This is a genomic window from Teichococcus aestuarii (genome assembly GCF_042651065.1).
GTDB lineage: Bacteria > Pseudomonadota > Alphaproteobacteria > Acetobacterales > Acetobacteraceae > Pseudoroseomonas > Pseudoroseomonas aestuarii.
The window spans coordinates 53,403-75,107 of record NZ_JBHSCH010000014.1 but is presented as its reverse complement, the minus strand read 5'-3'; the positions used below and the strand labels follow the sequence as shown (position 1 = coordinate 75,107).

The following is a 21,705-nucleotide window of genomic DNA, read 5'->3' as shown; positions in this document are numbered from 1 at the left end:
GTGGAGTGACGCGCATGCGCAACAGCCTTCCCGCCCTGCTCGCCGCCGGCCTGGCCATGGCCGCCCCCGCCTCGGCCGCCACGCTGGTCGGCCTGACCGCCGACAACCGGCTGGTGCGGATCGACACGGAAAGCCGCGCCGCCAGCGCCCCCGTCATGGTGCGCGGCGTGGAGGGGCGGCTGCTCGGCATCGACGTCCGCCCCGCCGATGGCCGGCTCTACGGCGTGACGGAGGGCGGGCAGATCGTCACGCTGGATGCCGCCACGGGCCAGGCCACCGCCGTCAGCCGCCTCTCGGAGAAGTTCGAGTCCGGCGGCCGCGCGGTGGTGGACTTCAACCCGGCGGCGGACCGGCTGCGCCTGATGGGCATGAGCGGCGTGAACTTCCGCATCCACCCCGACACCGGCGCGGTGACGCGCGACGGCACGCTGAAGTACCAGCCCGGCCCCTATGGCGAGACGGCGCCGCGCATCGTCGCCGGCGCCTACACCAACAGCGTGGCCGGCACGCAATCCACCGCGCTCTACACCATCGACACGCTGCTGCGCCGGCTGAACCTGCAGGCGCCGCCGAATGACGGCGTGCAGCAGCCGAAGGGCGAGATCGCCGCCTCGCTGCCCGCCGGCGTGGCCTTCGACATCCTGAGCACCGGCCAGGGCGGCGGCGCGCCGGGCAACACCGCCTGGCTGCTGGCCGGCGGCACGCTGCACACCGTCTCGCTGGAGAGCGGCGCGGCGACGCCGCTCGGCGCCGTCGCGCGGCTGCCGCAGGCCGAGATCCTCGACATCGCCGCCATGCCCTGAGACCTGCATGATCCGAGGACCGGCGGGCCGCCGCGCGCCTCAGGGCGGCGGCGGCCCCTCGCCCAGCAGCTTCTGCATCATCACCAGGTCGAGCCAGCGGCCGGCCTTGCAGGCCACCTGCGGCATCAGCGCCACGCGCGCGAAGCCCAGCCGCTCATGCATGCGGATGGAGCGGTGGTTGGCGGCGTCGATCGAGGCGAGCATGGCGTGCTTGCCGAGCGCCCGCGCCTCCTCCTCCAGCGCCGCCAGCAGCGCGCCGCCCAGCCCCTGGCCGCGCGCATCGGCGCGCAGGTGCACGGAATGCTCCACGCTGTGGCGGAAGCCCGGCCAGGCGGCGCGGAAATCGCCGAAGCTGGCGAAGCCCAGCACCGCCCCGCCCGGCCCCAGCGCCACCAGCACCGGGTAGCCCTGCGCGTGGCGCTGCGCGCACCACAGGGCGCGCCGCTCCGCCGTGTCCGGCGTCTCGGTGTAGACGGCATCGGTGTGGGCGACGATGTCGTTGAAGATCGCCACCATCTCCGGCAGGTGCCGCTCCGCCGCGGGCGCGAGGCGGATGGTGCGCAGCGCCGGCAGCGGGGAGGGCATGCCGCGCCCCTCAGCCGGCGCGGGGCGCACGCAGCGGCGGCGCCACCACCCCGGGCGGGATCGGGCAGGCATAGGGGCGGCCGCCGGTGCGGCGGGTCAGCTCCGCCCGCGCGCGGGCCAGCATCTCCGGGTCGCGGATCGCGTCCAGCGCCGTCGCCGCCATCGCCTGGGCGGCGTGCAGCATGCCCTTGTGCGCCGCCGGCCGCCTGCCCTGCGCCACCATCTGCCAGGTGTGGAACGGCGTGCCGATGGCGTAGCAGGCGCCCCAGCACTGCACCGTGGGCACCACCCAGGAAACGTCGCCCACATCGGTGGAGCCGGCGTTGAAGCGCGGCGTGCCGTCGAAGGCCAGGATCTCCTCCGGCAGCGGCAGGGCGCCGCTCTCCGGCGGCGCGCCGAAGGTCGCCACGCCGCTCTCGATGTCCTCGGCCGTCAGGCTCTCGCGGATGGCGGCGGCGAAGGCGCGGTCCTCCTCGTCGAAGCGCGGCGGGCCGAGGCGGCGGATGTTCTCGTGCATCGCCATCTCCAGCACCGTGTTCGGCACCACCTCGGAGCAGGCCTTGTCCACCTCGACGGTGAGTTCCGTCTCGGTCATGTGCGCGGCGCCCTCGGCGCAGCGGCGCACGCGGGCGAACAGCGCCTCGGCCTGCGCCACCTTCGGCGAGCGGATCAGGTAGAGCACCTCCGCATTGGCCTGCACCACGTTGGGCGAGATGCCGCCCGCATCGGTGATGGCGTAGTGCAGCCGCGCGTCGGAGGGGATGTGCTCGCGCAGGTAGTTGGCGCCCATGTTCATGATTTCGACGGCGTCGAGCGCGCTGCGGCCGAGATGCGGGCTGCCCGCCGCATGGGCGGGGCGGCCCCGGAAGCGGAAATAGACCTGGAAATTGGCCAGCGTCAGGTTCGACATGACGCCGGCATAGGTGCCGGGATGCCAGCAGATGGCGGCGGCGAGGTCGTCGAACACGCCCTCCCGCGCCATGAAGGTCTTGCCGGAGCCGCCCTCCTCGGCCGGGCAGCCATAGTAGCGGATGGTGCCGGAGAGGCCCTCGGCCACCAGCATGTCGCGCGCCGCCGCGGCGGCCAGCATGGCGCCGGTGCCGAGCAGGTGGTGGCCGCAGCCATGGCCGTTGCCGCCCGCCACCAGCGGCGCGGGGCGCGGGTTGCCGGCCTCCTGGCTCAGCCCCGCCAGCGCGTCGAACTCGCCGAGGAAGCCGATGACGGGGCCGCCCTGCCCCACCACCGCCTCGGCCATGAAGGCCGTCTCCAGCCCGGCGACGCGGCGCGTGACGCGGAAGCCCTCCGCCTCCAGCAGCGCGATCTGCGCCGCCACGGAGCGGTGCTCGGCGAAGCGCAGCTCGGCCATCTCCCAGATGCTGTCGGCGAGGGCGGTGTAGCGTGGCGCGCGCGCGCCGATCCGGGTGGCGAGATCGTCGGGGTCCAGCGAGTCGTTGCGCATCATGCGTGTTCCGGTTGCAGCGGGCGGACCCTCGCACCTCGTGCGGGAACAGGGAAGGCCCCTGGTCGGCCCCTCCGCCGCACGGCTGCGTGGGACCATGGAGAAGCCCGCGGCAACCGGCCGGGCACCGCGCGGGTTGCCTCCGCATGCCGCTCGACGACCCCTCCATGCTGGACCATGCGCGCGACCTCGCCATCGCCTACGCCCTGGCCTTCCCCATCGGCTGGGACCGCGAGCGCGAGGACCGCAGCGCCGGGCTGCGCACCTTCCCGCTGGTGGCGATCGCCGCCTGCGGCTTCCTGCAGGCGGCGTCGGAGGTGGTGCGCGACGACCCGCAGGCGGTGGCACGCATCCTGGAGGGGCTGATCACCGGCATCGGCTTCATCGGCGCGGGCGCCATCATCCGCAGCGGGCGGCATGTGCACGGCACGGCCACGGCGGCGGGGCTGTGGACCACGGCGGCGATCGGCGCCGCCTGCGCGCTCGGCGCCTATGAGGTGGCGGTGGTGCTGGCCGTCGCCACTGTGGCCACTTTGCGCGGTCTGCGCGTGTTCAAGGAGGATCGCGATGCCTCGCGCTGAGATGATCTTGGCGAAGGGGTCGCGACCCACCATAAGCCATGCATGAAGCGTTTCTGGGATCAGGCCGCCGCTGCTCCGGCCGAGGATGGTTTCGCCGTGCTGCTCGATGGCCGCCCCCTGCGGCTGCCCGGCAGCGGCCCGCTGCGCCTGCCCCTGCCGCGGCTGGCGGAAGCCGTGGCCGCGGAATGGCAGGCCGCCGGCGGCGCCAAGGGCGGCGAGATGAGCATGGAGGACGTGCCGCTCACCCGCGTGGTGGCCACCGCGCTGGACCGCATGGCGGCCGACCCGGCGCCGAGCGTCGATGCCATCGCCGCCTATGGGCGCACCGACCTGCTCTGCTACCACGGCACCGATGCGCGGCTGGCCGCGCGGCAGGCGCAGGCCTGGCAGCCGCTGCTGGACTGGGTGGCCCTGACCTTCGACGCCCCGCTGCGCGTGACCACCGGCGTGATGCCCGTGCCGCAGCCGCCCGAAGCGGAGCGCGCCCTGCACGCGGCGGTGGCGGCGTTGCCGGTGCTGAAGCTGGCGGCGCTGGGTGTCGCGGTGCCGGCGCTGGGCAGCCTGGTGCTGGGCCTGGCCCTGGCGCATGGCCGGCTGGACGCCGCGGAAGCCTGCCGCCTGGCCTTCCTGGACGAGACCTTCCAGCAGGAACTCTGGGGGCAGGATCGCGAAGCGCTGGAACGGCAACAGGGCATCGTGAAAGATGTCGCCCTGGCCGAGCGCCTGCTGGACCTGGCGCGCGGCTGAATGGCGCGGAAAGCGCCGGGCCACGGGCAGGGAGGAACAGCATGGACGCCAAGCGTGTCCGCATCCGTGGGCGGGTGCAGGGTGTCGGCTACCGTGAATGGATGGTCCGCGAGGCCACGCGGCTCGGCGTGCTGGGCTGGGTGCGCAACCGGCGCGATGGCAGCGTCGAGGCCCTGGTGGCCGGCGACGCCGCGGCCGTCGGCAGCCTGCTGACCGCCTGCCGCGCCGGCCCGCCCCTCGCCCGCGTCGAAGAGATCACCGAAGAGTTCGCAGATCCCCCAGCGGAGCCGGGATTTCGCCGGACCGCAACACAATGAGCAGCATGTTCCAGATCGACACGCCCATCATCCTCTATTCCTTCGACCGGCCCGCCTATCTGGAGGCCGTCTGCGTGTCGCTGACACGGCAGAAGGGGGTGCGCTACGACCCCGCGAAGGTGTTCCTGCTGCAGGATGGCGCGGTCTCCGCCCTCAGCGGCCGCCGCATGGCGCGGGACGCGGATATCGAGGCGAGCGTCGCGCTGTTCCGCCGCCACTTCCCCCAGGGGCAGGTGCGGCGCAGCGAGGGCAATCTCGGCGTGGCGCGCAACATCCTGCGCGGCGAGAAGCTGGTCTTCGAGGAGCTGGACGCGGAGCTGGGCTACTTCTTCGAGGACGACCTGGAACTCGGCCCCTGGTACCTCTACGCGCTGGAGCGGCTGCGCGAGATCACCGCGCCCTTCCCGCGCATCGCCTATTTCGGCGCCTATGGCGACCACCGGCGGGACTATCCGGGCCCGGTGGTGAAATACATCCCGCTCGAGCACCACTGGGGCTTCGGCCTGCGCCGCCACGCCTGGCGGCAGATGATGGCGTGGCTGAAGCCCTATTACGACATCCTGGAAGGGGTGGACTACAACGCCCGCAACCACCGCCGCATCTTCGAGCTGTTCCGCCCGCTCGCCATCGCCAGCGAGGCCTCCTCGCAGGATGCCGCCAAGAGCATCGCCTGCCTGGAGCTCGGCCTGTACCGCGTGCTGACCACGGTCTCCTTCGGCCGCTACATCGGCGAGCGGGGCAATTCCTTCTCGCCGGCGCATTTCCGCGCCATGGGCTTCGACAAGATGCGGGTGGCGCAGAGCGAGACCTACGACTTCACGCCGTTGACCGAAGCGCGGCTCCAGGAGATCGACGCGCACCACCGCCGCCATTACGAGCGGCTGCGGCGCGAGCGCTTCGACGACATCCTGGCCGCGCATCCGGGCCGCTGAGCCGGCCCGGGGAAGCCGGCCGGGGCGGGAGAGGCGGGGCGGCCCGCCTCCCCCGGAGGCTCAGCGCATCGGCGGCGCGTATTGCAGCCCGCCCTTGGTCCAGAGGTTGTTGATGCCGCGCTGCACGCCGAGGGGCGTGATGTTGCGGTCCCACATCTCGCCGAAATTGCCGAGCTGCCGGACGATCTGCACCGCCCAGTCCGGCTGCAGGCCGAGCATCTTGCCGAGGTCGCCGGTCTTGCCCATGAAGCGCTGCACGTCGGGGTTCGGGCTGTCGGCGAAGCTGGCGAGGTTCTGGCTGGTGATGCCCAGCTCCTCCGCCGTCAGCTGCGCGAAATGCGCCCAGCGGACGATGTCGAAGAACTTGAAGTCGCCCTTGCGGACCACGGCGCCGAGCGGCTCCTTCGAGATGATCTCGGGCAGCAGCAGGTAGTCGGCCGGGTTGGTCTGCGTCGCGCGGAAGGCGGCGAGGGAGGAGGCGTCGTTGGTGTAGGCGTCGCAGCGGCCGGAGTTGAAGGCGGTGCGGATCTCCTCGACGCTCTCGATCACCACGGGGGTGAACTTCATGCCGTTGGAGCGGAAATAGTCCGCCAAATTCAGCTCGGTGGTGGTGCCGGGCTGCACGCAGACCGTGGCGCCGTCGAGCGCCCGGGCCGAGGCCACGTTCAGCCCCTTCTTCACCATGAAGCCCTGGCCGTCATAGAAGTTGATGCTGGCGAACTCGAAGCCGAGCGACGCCTCGCGCGAGAGGGTCCAGGTGGTGTTGCGCACCAGCAGGTCCACCTCGCCCGATTGCAGCGCCGTGAAGCGGTTCTGCGAGGTGGTGTTGACGAAGCGGATCTTGCTGGCGTCGCCGAAGATGGCGGCGGCGACGGAGCGGCAGGAATCGGCGTCCAGGCCGCGCATCACGCCCTGGCTGTCCGGCAGGCTGAAGCCCGCCGTGGTGCCGGTGACGCCGCAGACCACCGCGCCGCGGGCGCGGATGGCGGCGACGGTGTCCGCGCCCGCCTGGGCGCGGGCGGGCGTGGCGCCGAGAAGCGTGGTGACGGCGAGGCCGGAAGCCATGGCGAAACCGCCGATGGCCGCAAGAGCGGAACGGAACACGGTGCTCTCCCTGGTTTTTCGGCCGGCGGCCAGCGCCGGCGCCACAAGCAGTCTTGATGGCGGAACGAGCCGAGGCAAGGCAATATCGCCACCGCAATAGGCATACCGAAACGGGAATGCCTTCCGGATCATCGTTCTGCCCGGATTTATGCCTACCGTTTCGTATTCACACTATCATACGGCCGCCACGGCTTGCACGGAAAAGTGATCTGGCCAATTTCCCGGCGCGGCGTTACCCCTTGCTGCGGCGCCGCATGACCGGCGCCCCCCTCCGGCCCGCCGTGCGGCGGCCCGCCCCTCCCTGACCGCCCCCGCCGCGTGGCCCTCCCCTGCCGGAGCGCCGCGCCGCCCGTGTCGGCCTCGCCTTGTCCATCTGTCCCGCCTTTGCCGGAATCCGCCTCATGCCGTCCTGGCTCCCGCTGCTCCTGGGCTTCCTGACCGCGATCGGCCCGCTCTCCATCGACATGTACCTGCCGGCCTTCCCCACCATCGAGGCCGAGTTCGGCGCGCCGCACGGCTCGGCCGAGCTGACCCTGGCGGCCTGGTTCCTGGGCCTCGCGGTGGGGCAGATCGTCCAGGGCAGCCTGGCCGACCGGCTCGGCCGGCGCCGGCCGCTGCTGGCGGGGCTGGTGGTCTACATCATCGGCTCCATCGGCTGCGCCCTGGCGCTGAACATCGAGGCGCTGGCCTTCTGGCGCTGCGTGGCGGCCTTCGGGGGCTCGGCCAGCATGGTGCTGCCGCGCGCCGTGGTGCGCGACCTGGCCGATGGCCACGCGGCGGCGAAGCTGATGTCGCGGCTGATGCTGGTGATGGGCGCGGCGCCCATCCTGGCGCCCAGCATCGGCGGGCTGTTCCTCGCCTTCGGCTCGTGGCGGCCGATCTTCTGGTTCAGCGCCGCCTATGCCGTCATCTCCGCCACCCTGGTCTGGCGCCTGCTGCCGGAGACGCTGCCGCCCGAGCGGCGCCTGCGCCTCGGCCCCGCCGCCATGCTGCTGCGCTACATCGCGGTGCTGCGCGAGCGCGGCTTCTACTCCCATGTCGCCATGGGCTGCGCGGCGATGTTCCTGATGTTCGCCTATGTCGGCGGCTCGGCCGCGGTGTTCGTCGGGCAGTACGGGCTGGCGCCCTCTACCTTTGCCATCCTGTTCGGCGTCAACGCGGCGGGCTTCATCGTCGGCTCGCAGTGCAACCCGCCGCTGCTGCTGCGCTTCGGGCCGCGGCGGCTGGTGCGCGGTGCCTGCTGGGTGGTCCTGGCCGCGGCGCTCGTCATGGCGGCGCAGGCCTTCCTCGGCGTGCCGCACTGGCTCGGCCTGCTGGCGCCGGTCTTCGTCATGATGTTCGCCTCGGCGCTGGTGCTGCCCAACGCGGCGGTGGGCGCGCTCAGCCGCCACGCCAACCAGGCCGGCGCCGCCTCGGCGCTGATGGGCACGCTGCAATTCACCGTGGCGGGGTGCAGCGGCGTGCTGCTCAGCCAGCTGGCCGACGGCACGGCGCGCCCGATGGCCGCGCTGATCCTGGCGGGCGCCCTGGCGCTGGTGCTGGCCGAGCGGCTGCGGCCCGCCCCCGCCGCCGGGCGCGCGCGCTGAGCGCGCGCCTCACTCCCGCCTGAGGCGCCAGACGGCGTTGCCCACGTCGTCGGCCACCAGCAGGGCGCCGTCGCGGGTGGGCAGCACGCCCACCGGGCGGCCGCGCGCCTCGCCCTCCGGCGTGCGGAAGCCGGTGAGCAGTTCCACCGGCGCGCCCTCCGGCCGCCCGTCGCGGAACGGCACCAGGATGACGCGGTAGCCGGCCGGCGGGTCGCGGTTCCAGGAGCCGTGCTGGCCCACCACCGCCGCCCCCGCCGTGCCCGGCCCCATCCGCTCGTCCGGCAGGAAGGCGAGGCCGAGCGAGGCGGTGTGCGCGCCCAGCGCGTAGTCCGGCGCGATGGCCCGCGCCACCAGATCCGGCCGCTGCGGCGAGACGCGCGCATCGACATTCTGGCCGAAATAGCTATAGGGCCATCCATAGAAGCCGCCCGGCCGCACGGCGGTCATGTAGTCCGGCACCAGGTCGTCGCCGATCTCGTCGCGCTCGTTCACCGCCACCCAGAGCGCGCCACTCTGCGGGTTCCAGGCCAGCCCCACCGGGTTGCGCAGGCCGGAGGCGAAGACGCGCCGCGCCCCCGTGGCGCGGTCGATCTCCAGGATGGCGGCGCGGTCCCGCTCCTCCTCCAGTCCGTGCTCGGCCACGTTGGAGTTGGAGCCGACGCCGACATAGAGCCGGCCGCCATCCGGGCTGGCCACCAGGCTCTTGGTCCAGTGGTGGTTGCGCCCCGCGGGCAGCTCGGAGAGCCTCTCGCCCGGCGCGTCGATGCGGGTGGCGCCCGGCGCGTAGGGGAAGCGCAGCACCGCGTCGGCATTGGCCACGTAGAGGTCGCTGCCCACCAGCGCCATGCCGAAGGGGGAGTTCAGCCCCTCCAGGAAGGCCGTGCGGGTCTCGGCGCGGCCGTCGCCATCGGCGTCGCGCAGCAGGGTGATGCGGTTGGCGCTGGGCGTGCGAGCGCCGGCGCGGCGCATGATGAGGCCCTGCACCCAGGCGCGGAGGCCGCCGCCCATGCCCTCGGGCTTGGGCGGCGCGTTGCTCTCGGCCACCAGGATGTCGCCATTCGGCAGCTCGTAGAGCCAGCGCGGATGGTCGAGCCCGCTGGCGAAGGGCTGCACGCGGAAGCCCGGCGCGGGGGTGGGCATGGCGCCCTCCGGCCAGCCAGTGGCCTTGGCCACCTTCACCGTGGGCAGCAGGCCCTGGCGCGGCTCGGGCAGTTGCGGGTGCGGGCCGTACCCGGCGGCCTCCGGCAGGGTGGCGCCGCCGCCGCAGGCGGCGAGCGGCAGCAGCAACGCCAGCGGCAGGAAGCGCCCCGCCCCTGACAGGGCCGCACGATGGCGCGGGGTTCTGGCTGGAGTCATGGCCGGCGCTTCCTCCTGCTGCGGGCCTCGGCCCTCGCGGAAGGAAACGCCGGCGGCGCCGGAGCGGTGGCGCGGCCGGCTTCAAAAAGGCGCGGCCCCCGCCGGGCTCTCCACCAGGCCGCGCCTCCGCAAAACCCTGCCAAGCCGCGCCTTCGCGCGCGGACCTGCCAAGCCGCGCCTTCGCGCGCGGACCTGCCAAGCCGCGCCTCCGCGCGCGGGCCTACCAAGGCGCGCCTCCGCGCGTGGGCCTACCAAGCCGCGCCTTCGCGCGCGGGCCTGCAAAGGCGCGCCTCCGCGCGCGGGCCCCTCAGGGGATCAGCCGCGCCGCGCGCAGCCGCGCAAACAGGTCCAGGAAGGCATCGTCCGTCGGCTGCTGGTCGAGGAAGCCGAGGCGGCGGCTGCGGGACATGTCGGTGACCACCTCGATCGGCCGGCCCAGATCGGCGTCGGTGTGCCAGGGGGAGGCGAGCCGGCCGAGATCCGGCTCGGCCAGGCCGTGCCGCCCGGCCAGCGCCCGCCAGGTCCCGGCATCCTCCGCCATCTGCCGCTCCAGCGGATGCACCGTGCCGTCGAAGGGCGCCGGCTCCAGCCCGAACCAGCCGGCGATGCGCCCCCACATCCAGCGCCAGCGGAACACGTCGCCATTGACCACGTTGAAGGCCAGGTCGCGCGCCGCCGGGGTGGTCGCCGCCCAGAGCAGGTGGCGGGCCAGCAGCCGGGCGTCGGTCATGTCGGTCAGGCCGTTCCACTGCGCGGCCGAGCCGGGAAAGCGGAAGGGCCGCCCCGTTTCGCGGCAGAGCGTGGCGTAGGCGGCGAGGGTGGTGCCCATGTTCATGGCGTTGCCCACCGCCATGCCGATGATGGTGTGCGGCCGGTGCACGCTCCAGGAGAAGCCGTCCCGCGCGGCGGCGGCGAAGACCTCGTCCTCCTGCGCGTAGTAGAAGTTCTCGACGTCGAGCCGCGCCTGCTCCTCGCGGAACGGGGTCTCGGGCAGCACGCCCTTGCCGTAGGATTCGAACGGGCCGAGATAGTGCTTGAGGCCGGTGACCAGCGCGACATGCCGGGTGGCGCCGCCCGGCCGCAGCGCGTCCAGCAGGTTGCGCACCATGGCGGCGTTGACGCGGATGTTCTCCGCCTCGGTGGGCTGCCGCAGCCAGGTGGTGATGAACACCGCCTCCGGCCGCAGCCCGGACAGCGCCGCCGCCGTGCCCGCCGCGTCGCGCAGATCCGCGGCGACGGGACGGATGCCGCCCGGGCCGCTGCCGGGGCGGCGGGACAGGCCATGCACCGTCCACCCCTCCTCCAGCAGCCGTTCCGCCACCGCGTTGCCGACGATGCCGCTCGCCCCGACCACCAGCGCCGTGCCTGCCATGTCCTGCCTCCGGTCCAAATGCGCCCCTCACCTGGGCGGTGGCTTGAGGCGCGTCCAGACGGCACCAATCTGGGACATAGTCACCATAAGGTAACCACTCATGGACCAAGGCAGCCCCGAGGCGGAATGGCGGGAGGATTGCGCGCCGCGCCGCGTGCTGGCGCTGTTCGCCACCAAGTGGACGAGCATGGTGCTGCACACGCTGCACGCCCGCCACCAGGGCGCCGCGCGCACCGGCGTGCTGCTGCGCAGCCTGCCCGGCATCTCGAAGAAGATGCTGACCCAGACGCTGCGCGAGATGGAGGCGAGCGGGCTGCTCACCCGCCACGTGCAGGGCAGCGTGCCCCCGGCGGTGGAATACCGGCTGACGGCGCTGGGGCAGCGCTGCGTGGCGCCGGTCGAGCTGCTCTATGCCTGGGGGCGGGAGAACGCGGACGCGCTGGACCAGCTGGCCCGGCGCCCCACTGCCCGCCGCTGAGGCGCCGCCCCGCCCTCACCGCGTCAGCGGCACGGGCGCGGCGCCGGTCCGCAGGCGCAGCGGCTCACAGGGCCTGCGGCGCAGCGCCCGCCACGCCGAGCGCCTCCATCACCAGCGCCGCGGTCGGCGCCGCCGAGGCCGGGTTCTGGCCGGTCACCAGCCGGCCGTCGCGCAGCGCGAAGGGCTGGAAGTCCGGCCCCGCCTCGTGCCGGGCGCCCAGCGCCTTCAGCCGGCTCTCCAGCAGGAAGGGAACCGCCTGGTCGAGGCCGACCGCGCGCTCCTCGCTGTCGGTGAAGGCGGCGATCCGGCGGCCGGCGACGAAGGGGGTGCCGTCCGGCTTGCGGGCGGAGACCAGCCCCGCCGGGCCGTGGCAGACCGCGGCGACGACCCGCCCCTCGCGGTCGAAGCGCTCGACCAGCGCGGCCAGCGCCGCGCTGCCCGGATAGTCGAACATCGTGCCGTGCCCGCCGGGCAGGAACAGCGCGTCGTAGCCCGTGGGGTCGATCTCGGTGAAGCACGGCGTGGCAGCCACCGCCGCCTGCAGCGCCGGGTCCTGCCGGTAGCGCCGGACCGACGCCTCCTCCTCCCCCTCGGCGCCGAGGCTGCGGGCATCGACCGGCACCGCGCCGCCCGCGACCGAGGCCAGGGTCACCGCGGCGCCGGCGTCTTGGAAGGCGTAGTAGGGGGTGGTCAGCTCCTCCAGCCAGAGGCCGGTGGGCTCCGTGCCGGGGGTCATGCGGTCGGCCGAGGTGGTCACGATGAGGATGCGGGGCATCGCTCGGTCTCCTGTTGTCGGGGGGGTGTGCCGGCGCGGACGGCGCGCCGGCCGCGTCCTGTCCGTGCCGTCCAGATGGGACAGGCCGGGCATCAGCAAATCCCAGAAAACTGGCGAGCCGCCATAAATCCATTTATGGCAACCCGATGTCGCTGCCACAGCTGCGCACCTTCATCGAGGTCTACCGGCGCCGCTCGCTCAGCGGCGCGGCGCGCGCCCTCGGCCTGAGCCAGCCGGCGGTGTCGCAGCACGTGGCGTCGCTGGAGGCGCAGCTCTCGCACCGGCTGTTCGAGCGGCGCCCGCGCGGCGTGCAGCCGACCGCGATCGCCGACGACCTCGCCGCCGCGCTTGGAAACAGCCTGGATACGGCGGAGGCGGCGCTGGCCACGGCGCGCGCCCGCTCGGCGCGGCTGTCGGGCACCGTCCACATCGCAGCACCCTCCGACTATCTGGGCGAGCATGTCGCGCCGCGCCTCGGGCCGCTGGTGGAGGCCGGGCTGGACCTGCGGCTGCATATCGGCGGCCGCGCGGCGCTGTACGAGATGCTGCTCGATGGCCGCGTCCATCTCGGGCTGACGGCCTCGCTGCCCGAGGATCCGCGCCTCGCCTGCCAGGGGGTGGGCGAGGAGAACCTGCGCGCCGTGGCGGCGCCCGCCATCGCCGCGCGGATCGCCGTCGCGGCGACGCTGCGCGAGGGGCTGGCGGCGGTGCCCCACCTCGCCTACGACCTCGACCGCCCGCTGCTGCGCAGCTGGCTCGAGGCGAACGACATCGTGCTGGAGCGGCTGCCGGCGGTGACGGTGCCGGACCTGCGAGTGCTGCGCGCCAGCCTCTGCGCCGGCATCGGCTGGTCCGTGCTGCCCGGCTACCTGACGCGGGAGCAGCGCGGGGATGGCAGCCTGGCCGAGATCCCGGCGCCGCGGGAGGTGCCGCGCAACCAGTTCTACCTCGTCTGGGCGCGGGCGGCGCTGCGGCACCCGCGCGTCGCCTTCGCGCGGGACATCCTGCTGCGGGCGCTGGCCGGGGGCGGCTGAGCTGCGGGCGGGGGCTCAGGCCCCCGCGCCGCTCACTCCCACTCGATGGTGCCGGGGGGCTTGCTGGTGATGTCGTAGGTGACGCGGTTGATGCCGCGCACCTCGTTGACGATGCGCCCCGCCACCCGCGTCAGGAACTCCATGGTGAAGGGGTAGACATCGGCCGTCATGCCGTCCGTGCTGGTCACGGCGCGCAGCGCGCAGGCGCTGTCATAGGTGCGGCCATCGCCCATCACGCCCACGGTGCGCACCGGCAGCAGCACGGTGAAGGCCTGCCAGATGGCGTCGTACAGCCCGGCGGCGCGGATCTCCTCCAGGTAGATGCTGTCCGCCTTCTGCAGGATCTGCACCTTCTCGCGCGTCACCTCGCCGGGGATGCGGATGGCCAGCCCCGGCCCCGGGAAGGGGTGGCGGCCGACGATCTCCTCCGGCATGCCCAGCTCCCGGCCGAGCGCGCGCACCTCGTCCTTGAACAGGTCGCGCAGCGGCTCGACCAGCCGCATCCGCATGTCCTCCGGCAGGCCGCCCACATTGTGGTGCGACTTGATGGTGACGGAGGGGCCGCCGGTGGCCGAGACGCTCTCGATCACGTCCGGGTAGAGCGTGCCCTGGGCCAGGAAGTCGGCGCCGCCGATCTTCTCCTGCTCCTCCTCGAACACCTCGATGAACAGCCGGCCGATGGTCTTGCGCTTCTTCTCGGGGTCGGTGACGCCGGCGAGCTGGCCGAGGAACAGGTCGGAGGCGTCGCGGTGCACCAGCTTGATGTTGAAGCGGTCGCGGAAGGTCTGCACCACCTGCTCGGTCTCGCCGGCGCGCATCACGCCATGGTCGACATAGATGCAGGTGAGCTGGTCGCCGATCGCCTCGTGGATCAGCACGGCGGCGACGGAGGAATCGACGCCGCCCGAGAGGCCGCACACCACCTTGCCGTCCCCCACCTGGGCGCGGATGCGGGCGATGGCCTCGGCGCGGAAGGCGGCCATGGTCCAGTCGCCCTGGCAGCCGCACACCTCGTGGGTGAAGTTGCGCAGCAGCTGGGTGCCGTGCGGCGTGTGCACCACCTCGGGGTGGAACTGGATGCCGTAGAAGTGGCGGCTGTCATCGGCCACCATGGCATAGGGCGCGCCGGGGCTGGTGGCGACGATGCGGAACCCCTCCGGCAGCCGCGCCACGCGGTCGCCATGGCTCATCCACACCTGCTCGCGCGCGCCGGGGGACCAGAGGCCCCGGGTCAGCGCGCAATCCTCCTGCACCTCGACATAGGCGCGGCCGTATTCCTGGTGGTCGCTCTTCTCGACCAGCCCGCCGAGCTGCATGCACATGGTCTGCTGGCCGTAGCAGATGCCGAGCACGGGGATGTCCATCTCGAACACCACCTGCGGCGCGCGCGGGCTGCCCTCGTCCACGGTGCTGGCCGGGCCGCCCGAGAGGATGATCCCCTTCGGGGCGAAGCCCTGGATGCGCGCGGCATCGGCCGTGAACGGCCAGATCTCGCAATAGACGCCCGATTCCCGCACCCGGCGCGCGATCAGCTGCGTCACCTGGCTGCCGAAATCGAGGATGAGGATGCGGTCGTGGGAGGAGAGGTCGGCCATGCCGGCTTCCACCACAACCGCACCGCCGAGGCAAGGCTCTTGCGCGGCGCGGCAGGGTTGCGGCACCGATATGGTGCCGGGCCGCCCCTTGATCGGCGGCGGGCCCGCCGCCACGCTGGGAAGCGAACTTTCCAACGGGACGACAACTCCAATGACCTGGTCGATCGTGGCGCACGATCCCGCAACCGGCGCCTTCGCCGTGGCCGTCACCACCTGCGCCTTCGCGGTCGGTGCCTCCTGCCCCTATGTGCGGGCGGGGGTGGGCGCGGTCTCGACCCAGTCCTTCACCAACCGCTACCTCGGCCCGGCGGTGCTGGACGGCATGGCGCGCGGCCTCGCCCCCGCCGCCGCCATCGAGGGCGCGCTGGCCGGCGACGACGGCCGCGCGCTGCGCCAGATCCACGCCGTGGACCGCCAGGGCCGCACCGCCGCCTGGACCGGCGAGAGCTGCGTGGAATGGGCCGGCTCGCAATCCGGCCCCGGCTTCAGCGTGGCCGGCAACATGCTGGCCAACCCCGCCGTGGTGGGGGAGACGGCGGCCACCTTCCGCGCCGGCACCGGGCTGCTGCTGCCCGAGCGGCTGGTGCTGGCGCTGGATGCCGGCGAGGCCGCGGGCGGCGACCGGCGCGGCCGGCAATCGGCCGCCATGAAGCTGGTGACGACGGAGGACTTCCCCGACATCGACCTGCGGGTGGACGACCATCCGGAGCCGCTGGTGGAGCTGCGCCGCCTGCTCGGCGTCTGGCGGCGGGAGCGGGCGCCGGGCCTGGCCACCGCGCCGCGCAAGGCCGACCCTTCCGGGTTGATCGACAAGGCGATGATCGAGGCCGGCTGGCGCGCGCGAGGGCTGGATTTGCGCTTCCCGCGCCGCTGACGGGGGCACGAGGAAGGCCGGGCGCAAAAAAAAAAGCCCAGGGGCGATGTCCCTGGGCCTTCGCGACGGCACAAGGCCGGCGGCTCGGATGAGGCGCGGGCCGCTCAGCGCGGCGCCAGCACCATGATCATCTGGCGGTTCTCGAGGCGCGGCATCTGCTCGACCTTGGCCAGCTCGGCCAGCTCGGTGCGGATGCGCTCCAGAACCTTCACGCCCAGGTCCTGGTGGGCCATCTCGCGGCCACGGAAGCGCAGGGTGACCTTCACCTTGTCGCCTTCCTCGATGAAGGACTTGGCCGCGCGCATCTTCACGTCGTAATCATGGTCATCAATGTTCGGGCGAACCTTGATTTCCTTGATCTCGACGATCTTCTGCTTCTTGCGGGCCTCGTTGGCCTTCTTCTGCTGCTCGTACTTGTACTTGCCGTAGTCGGTGATCTTGCAGACCGGCGGCACGGCGTTGGGGCTGATCTCCAGGAGATCCATGCCCAGCTCATAGGCGCGCAGCAGGGCTTCGCGCGCGCTCATCACGCCGAGCATCTCGCCGTCCTGGTCGATCAGGCGCACCTGCGGAACGCGGATATCCTCGTTCACACGCGGTCCGTCGCGGGCGGGCAATTGGTTCGGAATAGGGCCTCGGGCCAGAGTCGGCTCCTGTCGCTGTTGAAACGCTTTGGGTGAGTCTTATGGTGCAGCAGTCACGCTGCTGCAACCATTGCCTGCTCTTTCAGATCGGGAGGCGTTGCCTCCGCCGCAAGGGTGGCCACGGCCTCCTGCAGCGTCAGCGTCACCTGCTCGCGCCCGGGCAGGCGGCGCAGCACCACCTTGCCCTCCTCCGCCTCGCGCCGGCCGATCACGGCCAGCACGGGCACGCGCTGGTCGATATGGTCGACGACCTTGCGGTTGATCTTTTCATTGCGCAGATCCAGCTCCACCGCAAGCCCGGCCTTCTGCAGCGCGGCGGCCACCTGGCGGGCGAAGGGCGCCGCCTCGTCGACGATGGTGGCCACCGCCACCTGGACGGGCGCCAGCCAGAGCGGGAAGCGCCCGGCATGCTCCTCGATCAGGATGCCGAGGAAGCGCTCGAAGGAGCCGAGGATGGCGCGGTGCAGCATGACGGGGCGGTGGCGGTTGCCATCCTCCCCCACATACTGGGCATCGAGCCGCTCGGGCAGCACGAAATCCACCTGCAGCGTGCCGCACTGCCAGTCGCGGCCGATGGCGTCGCGCAGGACGAATTCCAGCTTCGGGCCGTAGAAGGCGCCCTCCCCCGGGTTCAGCTCGTACTCCACGCCGGCGGTGGCGCAGGCCTGCTTCAGCGCGCCCTCGGCGCGGTCCCAGGTGGCGTCGTCGCCGGCGCGCTTCTCCGGCCGGTCGGAGAACTTCACGCGGAAGCTCTCGAAGCCGAAATCCCGGTAGATCGCCGAGAGCAGCGCGACGAACTCCACCGTCTCGCCGGCGATCTGGTCCTCCGAGCAGAAGATGTGCGCGTCGTCCTGCACGAAGCTGCGGACGCGCATGATGCCGTGCAGCGCGCCGGAGGGCTCGTAGCGGTGGCAGGCGCCGAACTCGGCCATGCGCAGCGGCAGCTCGCGGTAGCTGCGGAGGCCCTGATTGAAGATCTGCACATGGCAGGGGCAGTTCATCGGCTTCAGGGCCAGCAGGCGGTCCTTCTCGGACTCGTCGTCCACGGTCGCCAGGAACATGTTCTCGCGGAACTTCTCCCAGTGGCCGGAGGCCTCCCACAGCTTGCGGTCCACCAGCTGCGGCGTGCGCACCTCCTGGTAGAGGGCGGCGTCCAGCCGGCGGCGCATGTAGTCCTGCACCCGGCTGTAGAGGCGCCAGCCCTTGGGGTGCCAGAAGATGCTGCCGACCGCCTCCTCCTGGAGGTGGAACAGGCCCATCTCCTTGCCGATCTTGCGGTGGTCGCGGCGCTCCGCCTCCTCCAGCTGGTGCAGGTGGGCGTCCAGCTCCTTCTGGTCGCGCCAGGCGGTGGCGTAGATGCGGCTGAGCATGGCATTGCGGTGGTCGCCCCGCCAGTAGGCGCCGGCCACCTTCATCAGCTTGAAGGCGGAGCCGATGTCGCCCGTGCTCCGCATGTGCGGGCCGCGGCAGAGGTCGAGCCACTCGCCCTGGCGGTAGATGCTGATCGGCACCTCCACCGGCAGGTCGCGGATCAGCTCGGCCTTGTAGCGCTCGCCCTTGGCCTCGAAGAAGGCGATCGCCTCCTCGCGCGGCCATTCCTCGCGCACGAAGGCGGCGTTCCGCGAGATGATCTCCCGCATCTTCGCCTCGATCGCCGGGAAGTCCTCGGGCGTGAAGGGCTCGTTGCGGGCGAAGTCGTAGTAGAAGCCGCCCTCGATGGCGGGGCCGATCGTCACCTGCGTGCCGGGGTAGAGCTCCTGCACGGCTTCCGCCAGCACATGCGCGGCGTCGTGGCGGATCATCTCCAGCGCCTCGGGGTCGCGCCGCGTGATGAAGCGCACGGCGGCGTCGGACTCGATGCGGTGGGAGAGGTCGCGCAGCACGCCATCGACCTGCATGGCCAGCGCCGCCTTGGCGAGGCCGGGCCCGATGGCGGCGGCCACGGTGGTGCCCGTCACCGCCTCGTCGAAGACGCGGACGGACTGGTCGGGCAGCGTGATCGCAGGCATCGGAAATCCATTCCCAGAAGCTGGTGGAAAAAGGGCGCCGGACCATGAGGGCGCGGGCGCAGCGCGTCAACGGCTAATGGGTTGATATGGGGTGAAGGCCGCTGCCGCGCCGCCCCGGGGGAAGGGAGGCGGCCATGCCACAGGGGCATGGCCGCAGGGGGCTTCTCGAAGGTCCCCCTTCTCCCGCCGTGTCCCGGCCGGCGGTGGCGGCCGGGAAGCCGCGCGCCTCAGCCCAGATCTTCCGCCTCGTCATAGGTGCGCTTGACCAGGAACAGGGCGAAGAACACCCCGAACAGGAACAGGCCGAGGCCGAACAGGGTCAGCGGCCCGTCCACCGAGGCGCCGGCGGCCAGCAGGCCGGTAAGGGCGATCAGCGCCGAGAACAGCAGGAAGAAGATGCGGGTGGGGCTCATCGGGGGTCTCGCGGCTTGGAGGGCAGGTCGTCGTAGAGGATGCGGGCGGCGGCGCCGTCCAGGTCGTCATACTGGCGGGCGCGCAGCGTCCAGAGGAACAGCAGCAGGGCGAGGCCGCCCAGGAACAGCGCCAGGGGCACCAGCAGCAGCAGGGCACTCATGCCTTCACCTTCCCGGCGCGCAGCGCATTGAGGATGACGATGATGGAGGAGGAGGCCATCACCAGCGCCGCGATCAGCGGCGTGGCGTATCCCAGCACCGCGCAGGGCACCGCGACCATGTTGTAGATCAAGCTGAAGGCGATATTCTGCCGCGCCAGGCGCTGCGCCCGCCGTGCCACGCGGATGGCGTAGGGCAGCGCCCCCAGCCCTTCCCCGCGCAGCACCAGGTCGGCCGCGCCCTGCGCCAGGTCGGTGGCGCCCTGCGGCGTGGCCGAGACATGCGCCAGCGCCAGGGCGGCGGCGTCGTTGATGCCATCCCCCACCATCAGCGGCCGGTGCCCGGCCACGCTCAGCGCGGCGATGCGCTCCGCCTTGCCCTCCGGCGTGGCGCGCGCCTGCCAGGGCCCGATGCCGGTGGCGTGGGCGGCGGCCTCCACCGCCGGCGGCGCGTCGCCCGAGAGCAGCTCGGCCTCCAGCCCCAGCTCCCGCAGCGCCGCCACGGCGGGGGCGGCATCCTCCCGCAGCCGGTCGGCGAAGCGGAAGGGCACGGGGGAGAGGCCGGGGCGCGCCAGCCACAGCGTCAGCCCCTCATCCTCCTGCGGCAGGCCGATGAAGGGGGCGCTGCCGAGGCGCGTCTCGCCCTCCGGCCCGCCCCCCTGCACACCGGCGAGGCGGAGGCCCTGGCCCGGCACCTCCACCACGCCCTCCGGCGCGGGGGGCGCGTCGGGGCAGGCCGCCACCAGCGCGCGCGCCAGCGGGTGGCGCGAGGCCCGCGCCTGCGCCGCCGGCTCGCGCAGCGCCGAGACGCGCCGGCCCGGCTCCTCCAGCAGCACGGGGCGGCCTTCGGTCAGCGTGCCGGTCTTGTCGAGCACCACATGGCCGGCGCCGGCCAGCCGCTCCAGCGCGGTGGCCGAGGCCACCAGCACGCCGCGGCGGAACAGCGCGCCGCTCGCCGCCACCTGCACCGCCGGCACGGCGATGGCGAGGCCGCAGGGGCAGGTGATGATCAACGCAGCGACGGCCGGCACCAGCGCCGCCTGCCAGGAGACGCCCACCCACAGCCACCAGCCGAGGAAGGTGGCCAGCGCCACCGCGTGCGCCGCCGGCACGTAGAAGCGCGCCGCCTTGTCGGCGATGGAGACGAAGCGGCCGCGCGCCTGCTCCGCCCGCTCCAGCAGCCGCGCCATGGCGGCGAGCGAGCCGTCGGCCAGGGCGGCGGTGACGCGCAGCACGAAGGGGTCGCCGAGATTCACCGCGCCGGCGGCCAGGGCCTCGCCCCGGCGCAGCAGGCGCGGCAGGCTCTCGCCCGAGGTGGCGGCGGTGTCGACCAGCGCCTCGGGGCTATCCACCACCCCGTCCAGCCGCAGCCGCTCGCCGCGCGCCAGCAGGATGCGGTCGCCGGCGCGGATGGCGGCGGCGGGGCAGGACTCCGCCACCCCCGACGAGCAGAGCCGCTGCACCGTGCCCTCCTGCAGCGCCAGCAGCTCGGCCACCGCCTGGCGAGCGCGGCGGCGCGCGGCGCGGTCCAGCACCCGGCCCGCCAGCAGCAGCGCCAGCAGGGCGGTGGCACCGTCGAACCAGGTGTAGTCGCCGTTGCGCAGCGTCTCGGAGAGGCTCATCGCCGTGGTGGCGAGGATGCCGAGCGAGACGGCGAGATCCATGTTCGGCCGCCCCGCCCGCACCGAGTGCCAGGCGGAGCGGTAGAAGGGCATGCCCGCCACCAGCACCACCGGCAGGCCGATGAGCGCCGCCAGCCAGTGCATCAGGTGGCGCGTGGCCTCGCCCATGTCGGTGCCGGCCCAGACCGCCACCGAGACCAGCATGACGTTCATCATGCCGAAGGCGGCGATGCCGAGCGCGCGCAGCAGCGCCCGCCCCTCGGCATCCTCGGTGGCGCGCAGGCAGGCGGGGGACCAGGGCGCGGCGCGGAAGCCGAGCCGGGCGATCAGCGCCACCAGCGCGTTGGCGCGCGCCGCCCCGCCCCGCCATTCCAGGGTGAGCCGGCGGGCCGAGAGGCTGGCGCGGGCGCGCAGCACGTCCGGCTCCTGCGCCAGCGCCTGCTCCAGCAGCCAGACGCAGGCGCCGCAGGTGAGGCCGGAGACCATCAGCTCCAGCCTGTGGGTGCCGCCGCGCCCGGGCAGGGCGAGGGCGGCGAAATCCGTCTCGGGCGGGGCCTCCGCCGGGCGCAGCGTGCCGGCGGCGGTCTCCTGCCGGCGGTAGAAGGCATCGAGGCCGAGGCCGGAGACCAGCGCGTGCGCGCCCGCGCAGCCGGCGCAGCAGAAGCGCGCCGCCCCCTCCGGCAGGGGCGCGCCGCAATGGGCGCAGGCGGCGGCACCCCGGGGCGCCGCCTCAGCCAGCAGCGCGGTCATGGCGCGGCGCTCCTCACCACGATCCTCTGGCGGATGTCGAGTTGCCGGCCACCCGGGCCGGTCAGCACCAGCCGCGCCTCCCACTGCCCCGGCCATGGCGGATTCGCCTCGGCGAGGAAGTGGCCCGGCGCGGCGGCGGCGAAGTTGAGCGGCACCGTCTCGCCGCTCAGCGGGCGCAGCAGCAGGCCCTGCACCGTGCCGGCCACGGGGCGGCCCGCCGCATCCTCGGCGGCGAGGGCGAGCACCCCCTCCTCCAGCCGCAGCGTGGCGCGCCAGCCCAGCGCCCGCTGCCGGGCGCTCTCGGCCAGCACGTCGTTGTAGGCGAGGCCGCGGTCATAGGCGCGGCCCACGGTGACGCCGGTGAAGCTGGACAGCGCCGCCCAGATCAGCACGCCGTTCACCGCGATCACCAGCGCCATGCCGCCGACGAACACCCAGGGAATCCAGCCGCTGCGGCGGGGCCGGGGGAGCGGGGCGGCGGCGGCGGTCGAGCCATCCATGGCGGAAACTC

Annotated in this window: 22 protein-coding genes; 9 read left to right on the top strand and 13 right to left on the bottom strand. The window is 73.2% G+C overall.

Annotated features, from left to right (window positions below; all coding sequences use genetic code 11):
- The first annotated feature begins 14 nt into the window (after positions 1 to 14).
- Entirely contained in the window at positions 15 to 803 is a 789-nt protein-coding gene (locus ACFOY6_RS08380) for a DUF4394 domain-containing protein (RefSeq protein WP_379650108.1), read from the top strand.
- 39 nt (positions 804 to 842) lie between these two features.
- Here ACFOY6_RS08380 and ACFOY6_RS08375 read toward each other — a convergent pair whose 3' ends face one another.
- Complete coding sequence (locus ACFOY6_RS08375; RefSeq protein ID WP_379650107.1) at positions 843 to 1,388, bottom strand: GNAT family N-acetyltransferase; 546 nt, start codon at positions 1,386 to 1,388, stop codon at positions 843 to 845.
- Between the two features lie 10 nt (positions 1,389 to 1,398).
- The gene (locus ACFOY6_RS08370; protein ID WP_379650105.1) at positions 1,399 to 2,850 is read right to left on the bottom strand and encodes a M20 family metallopeptidase; all 1,452 of its coding nucleotides are present in this window, start codon (positions 2,848 to 2,850) and stop codon (positions 1,399 to 1,401) included.
- A gap of 143 nt (positions 2,851 to 2,993) precedes the next feature.
- Here ACFOY6_RS08370 and ACFOY6_RS08365 point away from each other — a divergent pair, with 143 nt between their 5' ends.
- Genes ACFOY6_RS08365 through ACFOY6_RS08350 form a run of 4 tightly spaced genes read left to right on the top strand, consistent with a single transcriptional unit; the run spans position 2,994 to position 5,424 of the window.
- On the top strand, positions 2,994 to 3,428 hold the full coding sequence (locus ACFOY6_RS08365) for an MgtC/SapB family protein (protein ID WP_219929707.1): 435 nt from the start codon (positions 2,994 to 2,996) through the stop codon (positions 3,426 to 3,428).
- A gap of 42 nt (positions 3,429 to 3,470) precedes the next feature.
- Positions 3,471 to 4,175 carry an ATP12 family chaperone protein gene (locus tag ACFOY6_RS08360; protein ID WP_379650103.1) on the top strand — a complete coding sequence of 235 codons (705 nt, stop codon included), beginning with the start codon at positions 3,471 to 3,473 and terminating at the stop codon, positions 4,173 to 4,175.
- Positions 4,176 to 4,216: 41 nt separating this feature from the next.
- Positions 4,217 to 4,492, top strand: coding sequence for an acylphosphatase (locus tag ACFOY6_RS08355; protein WP_109516474.1), 276 nt, complete (start codon positions 4,217 to 4,219; stop codon positions 4,490 to 4,492).
- Entirely contained in the window at positions 4,489 to 5,424 is a 936-nt protein-coding gene (locus ACFOY6_RS08350) for a hypothetical protein (protein WP_379650101.1), read from the top strand. The genes ACFOY6_RS08355 and ACFOY6_RS08350 overlap by 4 nt, the downstream gene beginning before the upstream one ends.
- A 60-nt stretch (positions 5,425 to 5,484) precedes the next feature.
- Here the strand turns inward: ACFOY6_RS08350 and ACFOY6_RS08345 are convergent, their stop codons facing one another.
- On the bottom strand, positions 5,485 to 6,489 hold the full coding sequence (locus ACFOY6_RS08345; protein WP_379635702.1) for an amino acid ABC transporter substrate-binding protein: 1,005 nt from the start codon (positions 6,487 to 6,489) through the stop codon (positions 5,485 to 5,487).
- 440 nt (positions 6,490 to 6,929) lie between these two features.
- On the opposite strand from ACFOY6_RS08345, the gene ACFOY6_RS08340 reads away from it, so the two are divergent.
- Positions 6,930 to 8,114 (top strand): multidrug effflux MFS transporter, encoded by a 1,185-nt coding sequence (locus ACFOY6_RS08340; RefSeq protein WP_379650099.1) that lies wholly within the window; start codon positions 6,930 to 6,932, stop codon positions 8,112 to 8,114.
- Between the two features lie 9 nt (positions 8,115 to 8,123).
- Here the strand turns inward: ACFOY6_RS08340 and ACFOY6_RS08335 are convergent, their stop codons facing one another.
- A complete protein-coding gene (locus tag ACFOY6_RS08335; RefSeq protein ID WP_379650097.1) occupies positions 8,124 to 9,470 on the bottom strand; it encodes a PQQ-dependent sugar dehydrogenase in 1,347 nt (448 codons plus the stop codon).
- A gap of 307 nt (positions 9,471 to 9,777) precedes the next feature.
- A complete protein-coding gene (locus tag ACFOY6_RS08330; protein WP_379650095.1) occupies positions 9,778 to 10,842 on the bottom strand; it encodes an SDR family oxidoreductase in 1,065 nt (354 codons plus the stop codon).
- 100 nt (positions 10,843 to 10,942) lie between these two features.
- Here ACFOY6_RS08330 and ACFOY6_RS08325 point away from each other — a divergent pair, with 100 nt between their 5' ends.
- The gene (locus ACFOY6_RS08325; protein ID WP_379631040.1) at positions 10,943 to 11,320 is read left to right on the top strand and encodes a winged helix-turn-helix transcriptional regulator; all 378 of its coding nucleotides are present in this window, start codon (positions 10,943 to 10,945) and stop codon (positions 11,318 to 11,320) included.
- Between the two features lie 64 nt (positions 11,321 to 11,384).
- Here the strand turns inward: ACFOY6_RS08325 and ACFOY6_RS08320 are convergent, their stop codons facing one another.
- Complete coding sequence (locus ACFOY6_RS08320; RefSeq protein WP_379631042.1) at positions 11,385 to 12,095, bottom strand: type 1 glutamine amidotransferase domain-containing protein; 711 nt, start codon at positions 12,093 to 12,095, stop codon at positions 11,385 to 11,387.
- 146 nt (positions 12,096 to 12,241) lie between these two features.
- On the opposite strand from ACFOY6_RS08320, the gene ACFOY6_RS08315 reads away from it, so the two are divergent.
- A complete protein-coding gene (locus tag ACFOY6_RS08315) occupies positions 12,242 to 13,129 on the top strand; it encodes a LysR family transcriptional regulator (RefSeq protein ID WP_379631044.1) in 888 nt (295 codons plus the stop codon).
- Between the two features lie 32 nt (positions 13,130 to 13,161).
- Here the strand turns inward: ACFOY6_RS08315 and guaA are convergent, their stop codons facing one another.
- Positions 13,162 to 14,724 (bottom strand): glutamine-hydrolyzing GMP synthase, encoded by a 1,563-nt coding sequence (gene guaA, locus ACFOY6_RS08310; protein ID WP_379631046.1) that lies wholly within the window; start codon positions 14,722 to 14,724, stop codon positions 13,162 to 13,164.
- A 151-nt stretch (positions 14,725 to 14,875) separates the two neighbouring features.
- Between guaA and ACFOY6_RS08305 the strand changes: the two genes are divergently transcribed.
- Complete coding sequence (locus ACFOY6_RS08305; RefSeq protein WP_379650092.1) at positions 14,876 to 15,598, top strand: DUF1028 domain-containing protein; 723 nt, start codon at positions 14,876 to 14,878, stop codon at positions 15,596 to 15,598.
- Positions 15,599 to 15,702: 104 nt separating this feature from the next.
- On the opposite strand, the gene infC is transcribed toward ACFOY6_RS08305, so the two are convergent.
- The 6 genes from infC to ACFOY6_RS08275 form a co-directional block, all read right to left on the bottom strand.
- Positions 15,703 to 16,215: a translation initiation factor IF-3 gene (infC, locus tag ACFOY6_RS08300; RefSeq protein ID WP_109516463.1), complete on the bottom strand. Its 513-nt coding sequence runs from the start codon at positions 16,213 to 16,215 to the stop codon at positions 15,703 to 15,705.
- Positions 16,216 to 16,295: 80 nt separating this feature from the next.
- A complete protein-coding gene (gene thrS, locus ACFOY6_RS08295; RefSeq protein ID WP_109516462.1) occupies positions 16,296 to 18,251 on the bottom strand; it encodes a threonine--tRNA ligase in 1,956 nt (651 codons plus the stop codon).
- 227 nt (positions 18,252 to 18,478) lie between these two features.
- Positions 18,479 to 18,664 carry a hypothetical protein gene (locus ACFOY6_RS08290; protein ID WP_109516461.1) on the bottom strand — a complete coding sequence of 62 codons (186 nt, stop codon included), beginning with the start codon at positions 18,662 to 18,664 and terminating at the stop codon, positions 18,479 to 18,481.
- Positions 18,661 to 18,825 (bottom strand): cbb3-type cytochrome oxidase assembly protein CcoS, encoded by a 165-nt coding sequence (gene ccoS, locus ACFOY6_RS08285; protein ID WP_109516460.1) that lies wholly within the window; start codon positions 18,823 to 18,825, stop codon positions 18,661 to 18,663. Before ccoS ends, ACFOY6_RS08290 begins: the two co-directional genes overlap by 4 nt.
- Positions 18,822 to 21,194 (bottom strand): heavy metal translocating P-type ATPase, encoded by a 2,373-nt coding sequence (locus tag ACFOY6_RS08280; protein WP_379650089.1) that lies wholly within the window; start codon positions 21,192 to 21,194, stop codon positions 18,822 to 18,824. The genes ccoS and ACFOY6_RS08280 overlap by 4 nt, the downstream gene beginning before the upstream one ends.
- Positions 21,191 to 21,694: a FixH family protein gene (locus tag ACFOY6_RS08275; RefSeq protein WP_181378053.1), complete on the bottom strand. Its 504-nt coding sequence runs from the start codon at positions 21,692 to 21,694 to the stop codon at positions 21,191 to 21,193. Before ACFOY6_RS08275 ends, ACFOY6_RS08280 begins: the two co-directional genes overlap by 4 nt.
- Positions 21,695 to 21,705: the final 11 nt, after the last annotated feature.

Bases quoted from the DNA above. Each gene is read 5' to 3' on its own strand.
- ACFOY6_RS08315 (WP_379631044.1), top strand. From the start codon at position 12,242: ATGTCGCTGCCACAGCTGCGCACCTTCATCGAGGTCTACCGGCGCCGC.
- ACFOY6_RS08365 (WP_219929707.1), top strand. From the start codon at position 2,994: ATGCCGCTCGACGACCCCTCCATGCTGGACCATGCGCGCGACCTCGCC.
- ACFOY6_RS08320 (WP_379631042.1), bottom strand. From the start codon at position 12,095: ATGCCCCGCATCCTCATCGTGACCACCTCGGCCGACCGCATGACCCCC.
- ACFOY6_RS08335 (WP_379650097.1), bottom strand. From the start codon at position 9,470: ATGACTCCAGCCAGAACCCCGCGCCATCGTGCGGCCCTGTCAGGGGCG.
- guaA (WP_379631046.1), bottom strand. From the start codon at position 14,724: ATGGCCGACCTCTCCTCCCACGACCGCATCCTCATCCTCGATTTCGGC.
- ACFOY6_RS08380 (WP_379650108.1), top strand. From the start codon at position 15: ATGCGCAACAGCCTTCCCGCCCTGCTCGCCGCCGGCCTGGCCATGGCC.
- ACFOY6_RS08325 (WP_379631040.1), top strand. From the start codon at position 10,943: ATGGACCAAGGCAGCCCCGAGGCGGAATGGCGGGAGGATTGCGCGCCG.
- ACFOY6_RS08275 (WP_181378053.1), bottom strand. From the start codon at position 21,694: ATGGATGGCTCGACCGCCGCCGCCGCCCCGCTCCCCCGGCCCCGCCGC.
- ACFOY6_RS08340 (WP_379650099.1), top strand. From the start codon at position 6,930: ATGCCGTCCTGGCTCCCGCTGCTCCTGGGCTTCCTGACCGCGATCGGC.
- ACFOY6_RS08345 (WP_379635702.1), bottom strand. From the start codon at position 6,489: ATGGCTTCCGGCCTCGCCGTCACCACGCTTCTCGGCGCCACGCCCGCC.
- ccoS (WP_109516460.1), bottom strand. From the start codon at position 18,825: ATGAGTGCCCTGCTGCTGCTGGTGCCCCTGGCGCTGTTCCTGGGCGGC.
- ACFOY6_RS08305 (WP_379650092.1), top strand. From the start codon at position 14,876: ATGACCTGGTCGATCGTGGCGCACGATCCCGCAACCGGCGCCTTCGCC.
- ACFOY6_RS08360 (WP_379650103.1), top strand. From the start codon at position 3,471: ATGAAGCGTTTCTGGGATCAGGCCGCCGCTGCTCCGGCCGAGGATGGT.
- ACFOY6_RS08280 (WP_379650089.1), bottom strand. From the start codon at position 21,194: ATGACCGCGCTGCTGGCTGAGGCGGCGCCCCGGGGTGCCGCCGCCTGC.
- ACFOY6_RS08375 (WP_379650107.1), bottom strand. From the start codon at position 1,388: ATGCCCTCCCCGCTGCCGGCGCTGCGCACCATCCGCCTCGCGCCCGCG.
- ACFOY6_RS08350 (WP_379650101.1), top strand. From the start codon at position 4,489: ATGAGCAGCATGTTCCAGATCGACACGCCCATCATCCTCTATTCCTTC.
- ACFOY6_RS08330 (WP_379650095.1), bottom strand. From the start codon at position 10,842: ATGGCAGGCACGGCGCTGGTGGTCGGGGCGAGCGGCATCGTCGGCAAC.
- ACFOY6_RS08370 (WP_379650105.1), bottom strand. From the start codon at position 2,850: ATGATGCGCAACGACTCGCTGGACCCCGACGATCTCGCCACCCGGATC.
- ACFOY6_RS08290 (WP_109516461.1), bottom strand. From the start codon at position 18,664: ATGAGCCCCACCCGCATCTTCTTCCTGCTGTTCTCGGCGCTGATCGCC.
- thrS (WP_109516462.1), bottom strand. From the start codon at position 18,251: ATGCCTGCGATCACGCTGCCCGACCAGTCCGTCCGCGTCTTCGACGAG.
- ACFOY6_RS08355 (WP_109516474.1), top strand. From the start codon at position 4,217: ATGGACGCCAAGCGTGTCCGCATCCGTGGGCGGGTGCAGGGTGTCGGC.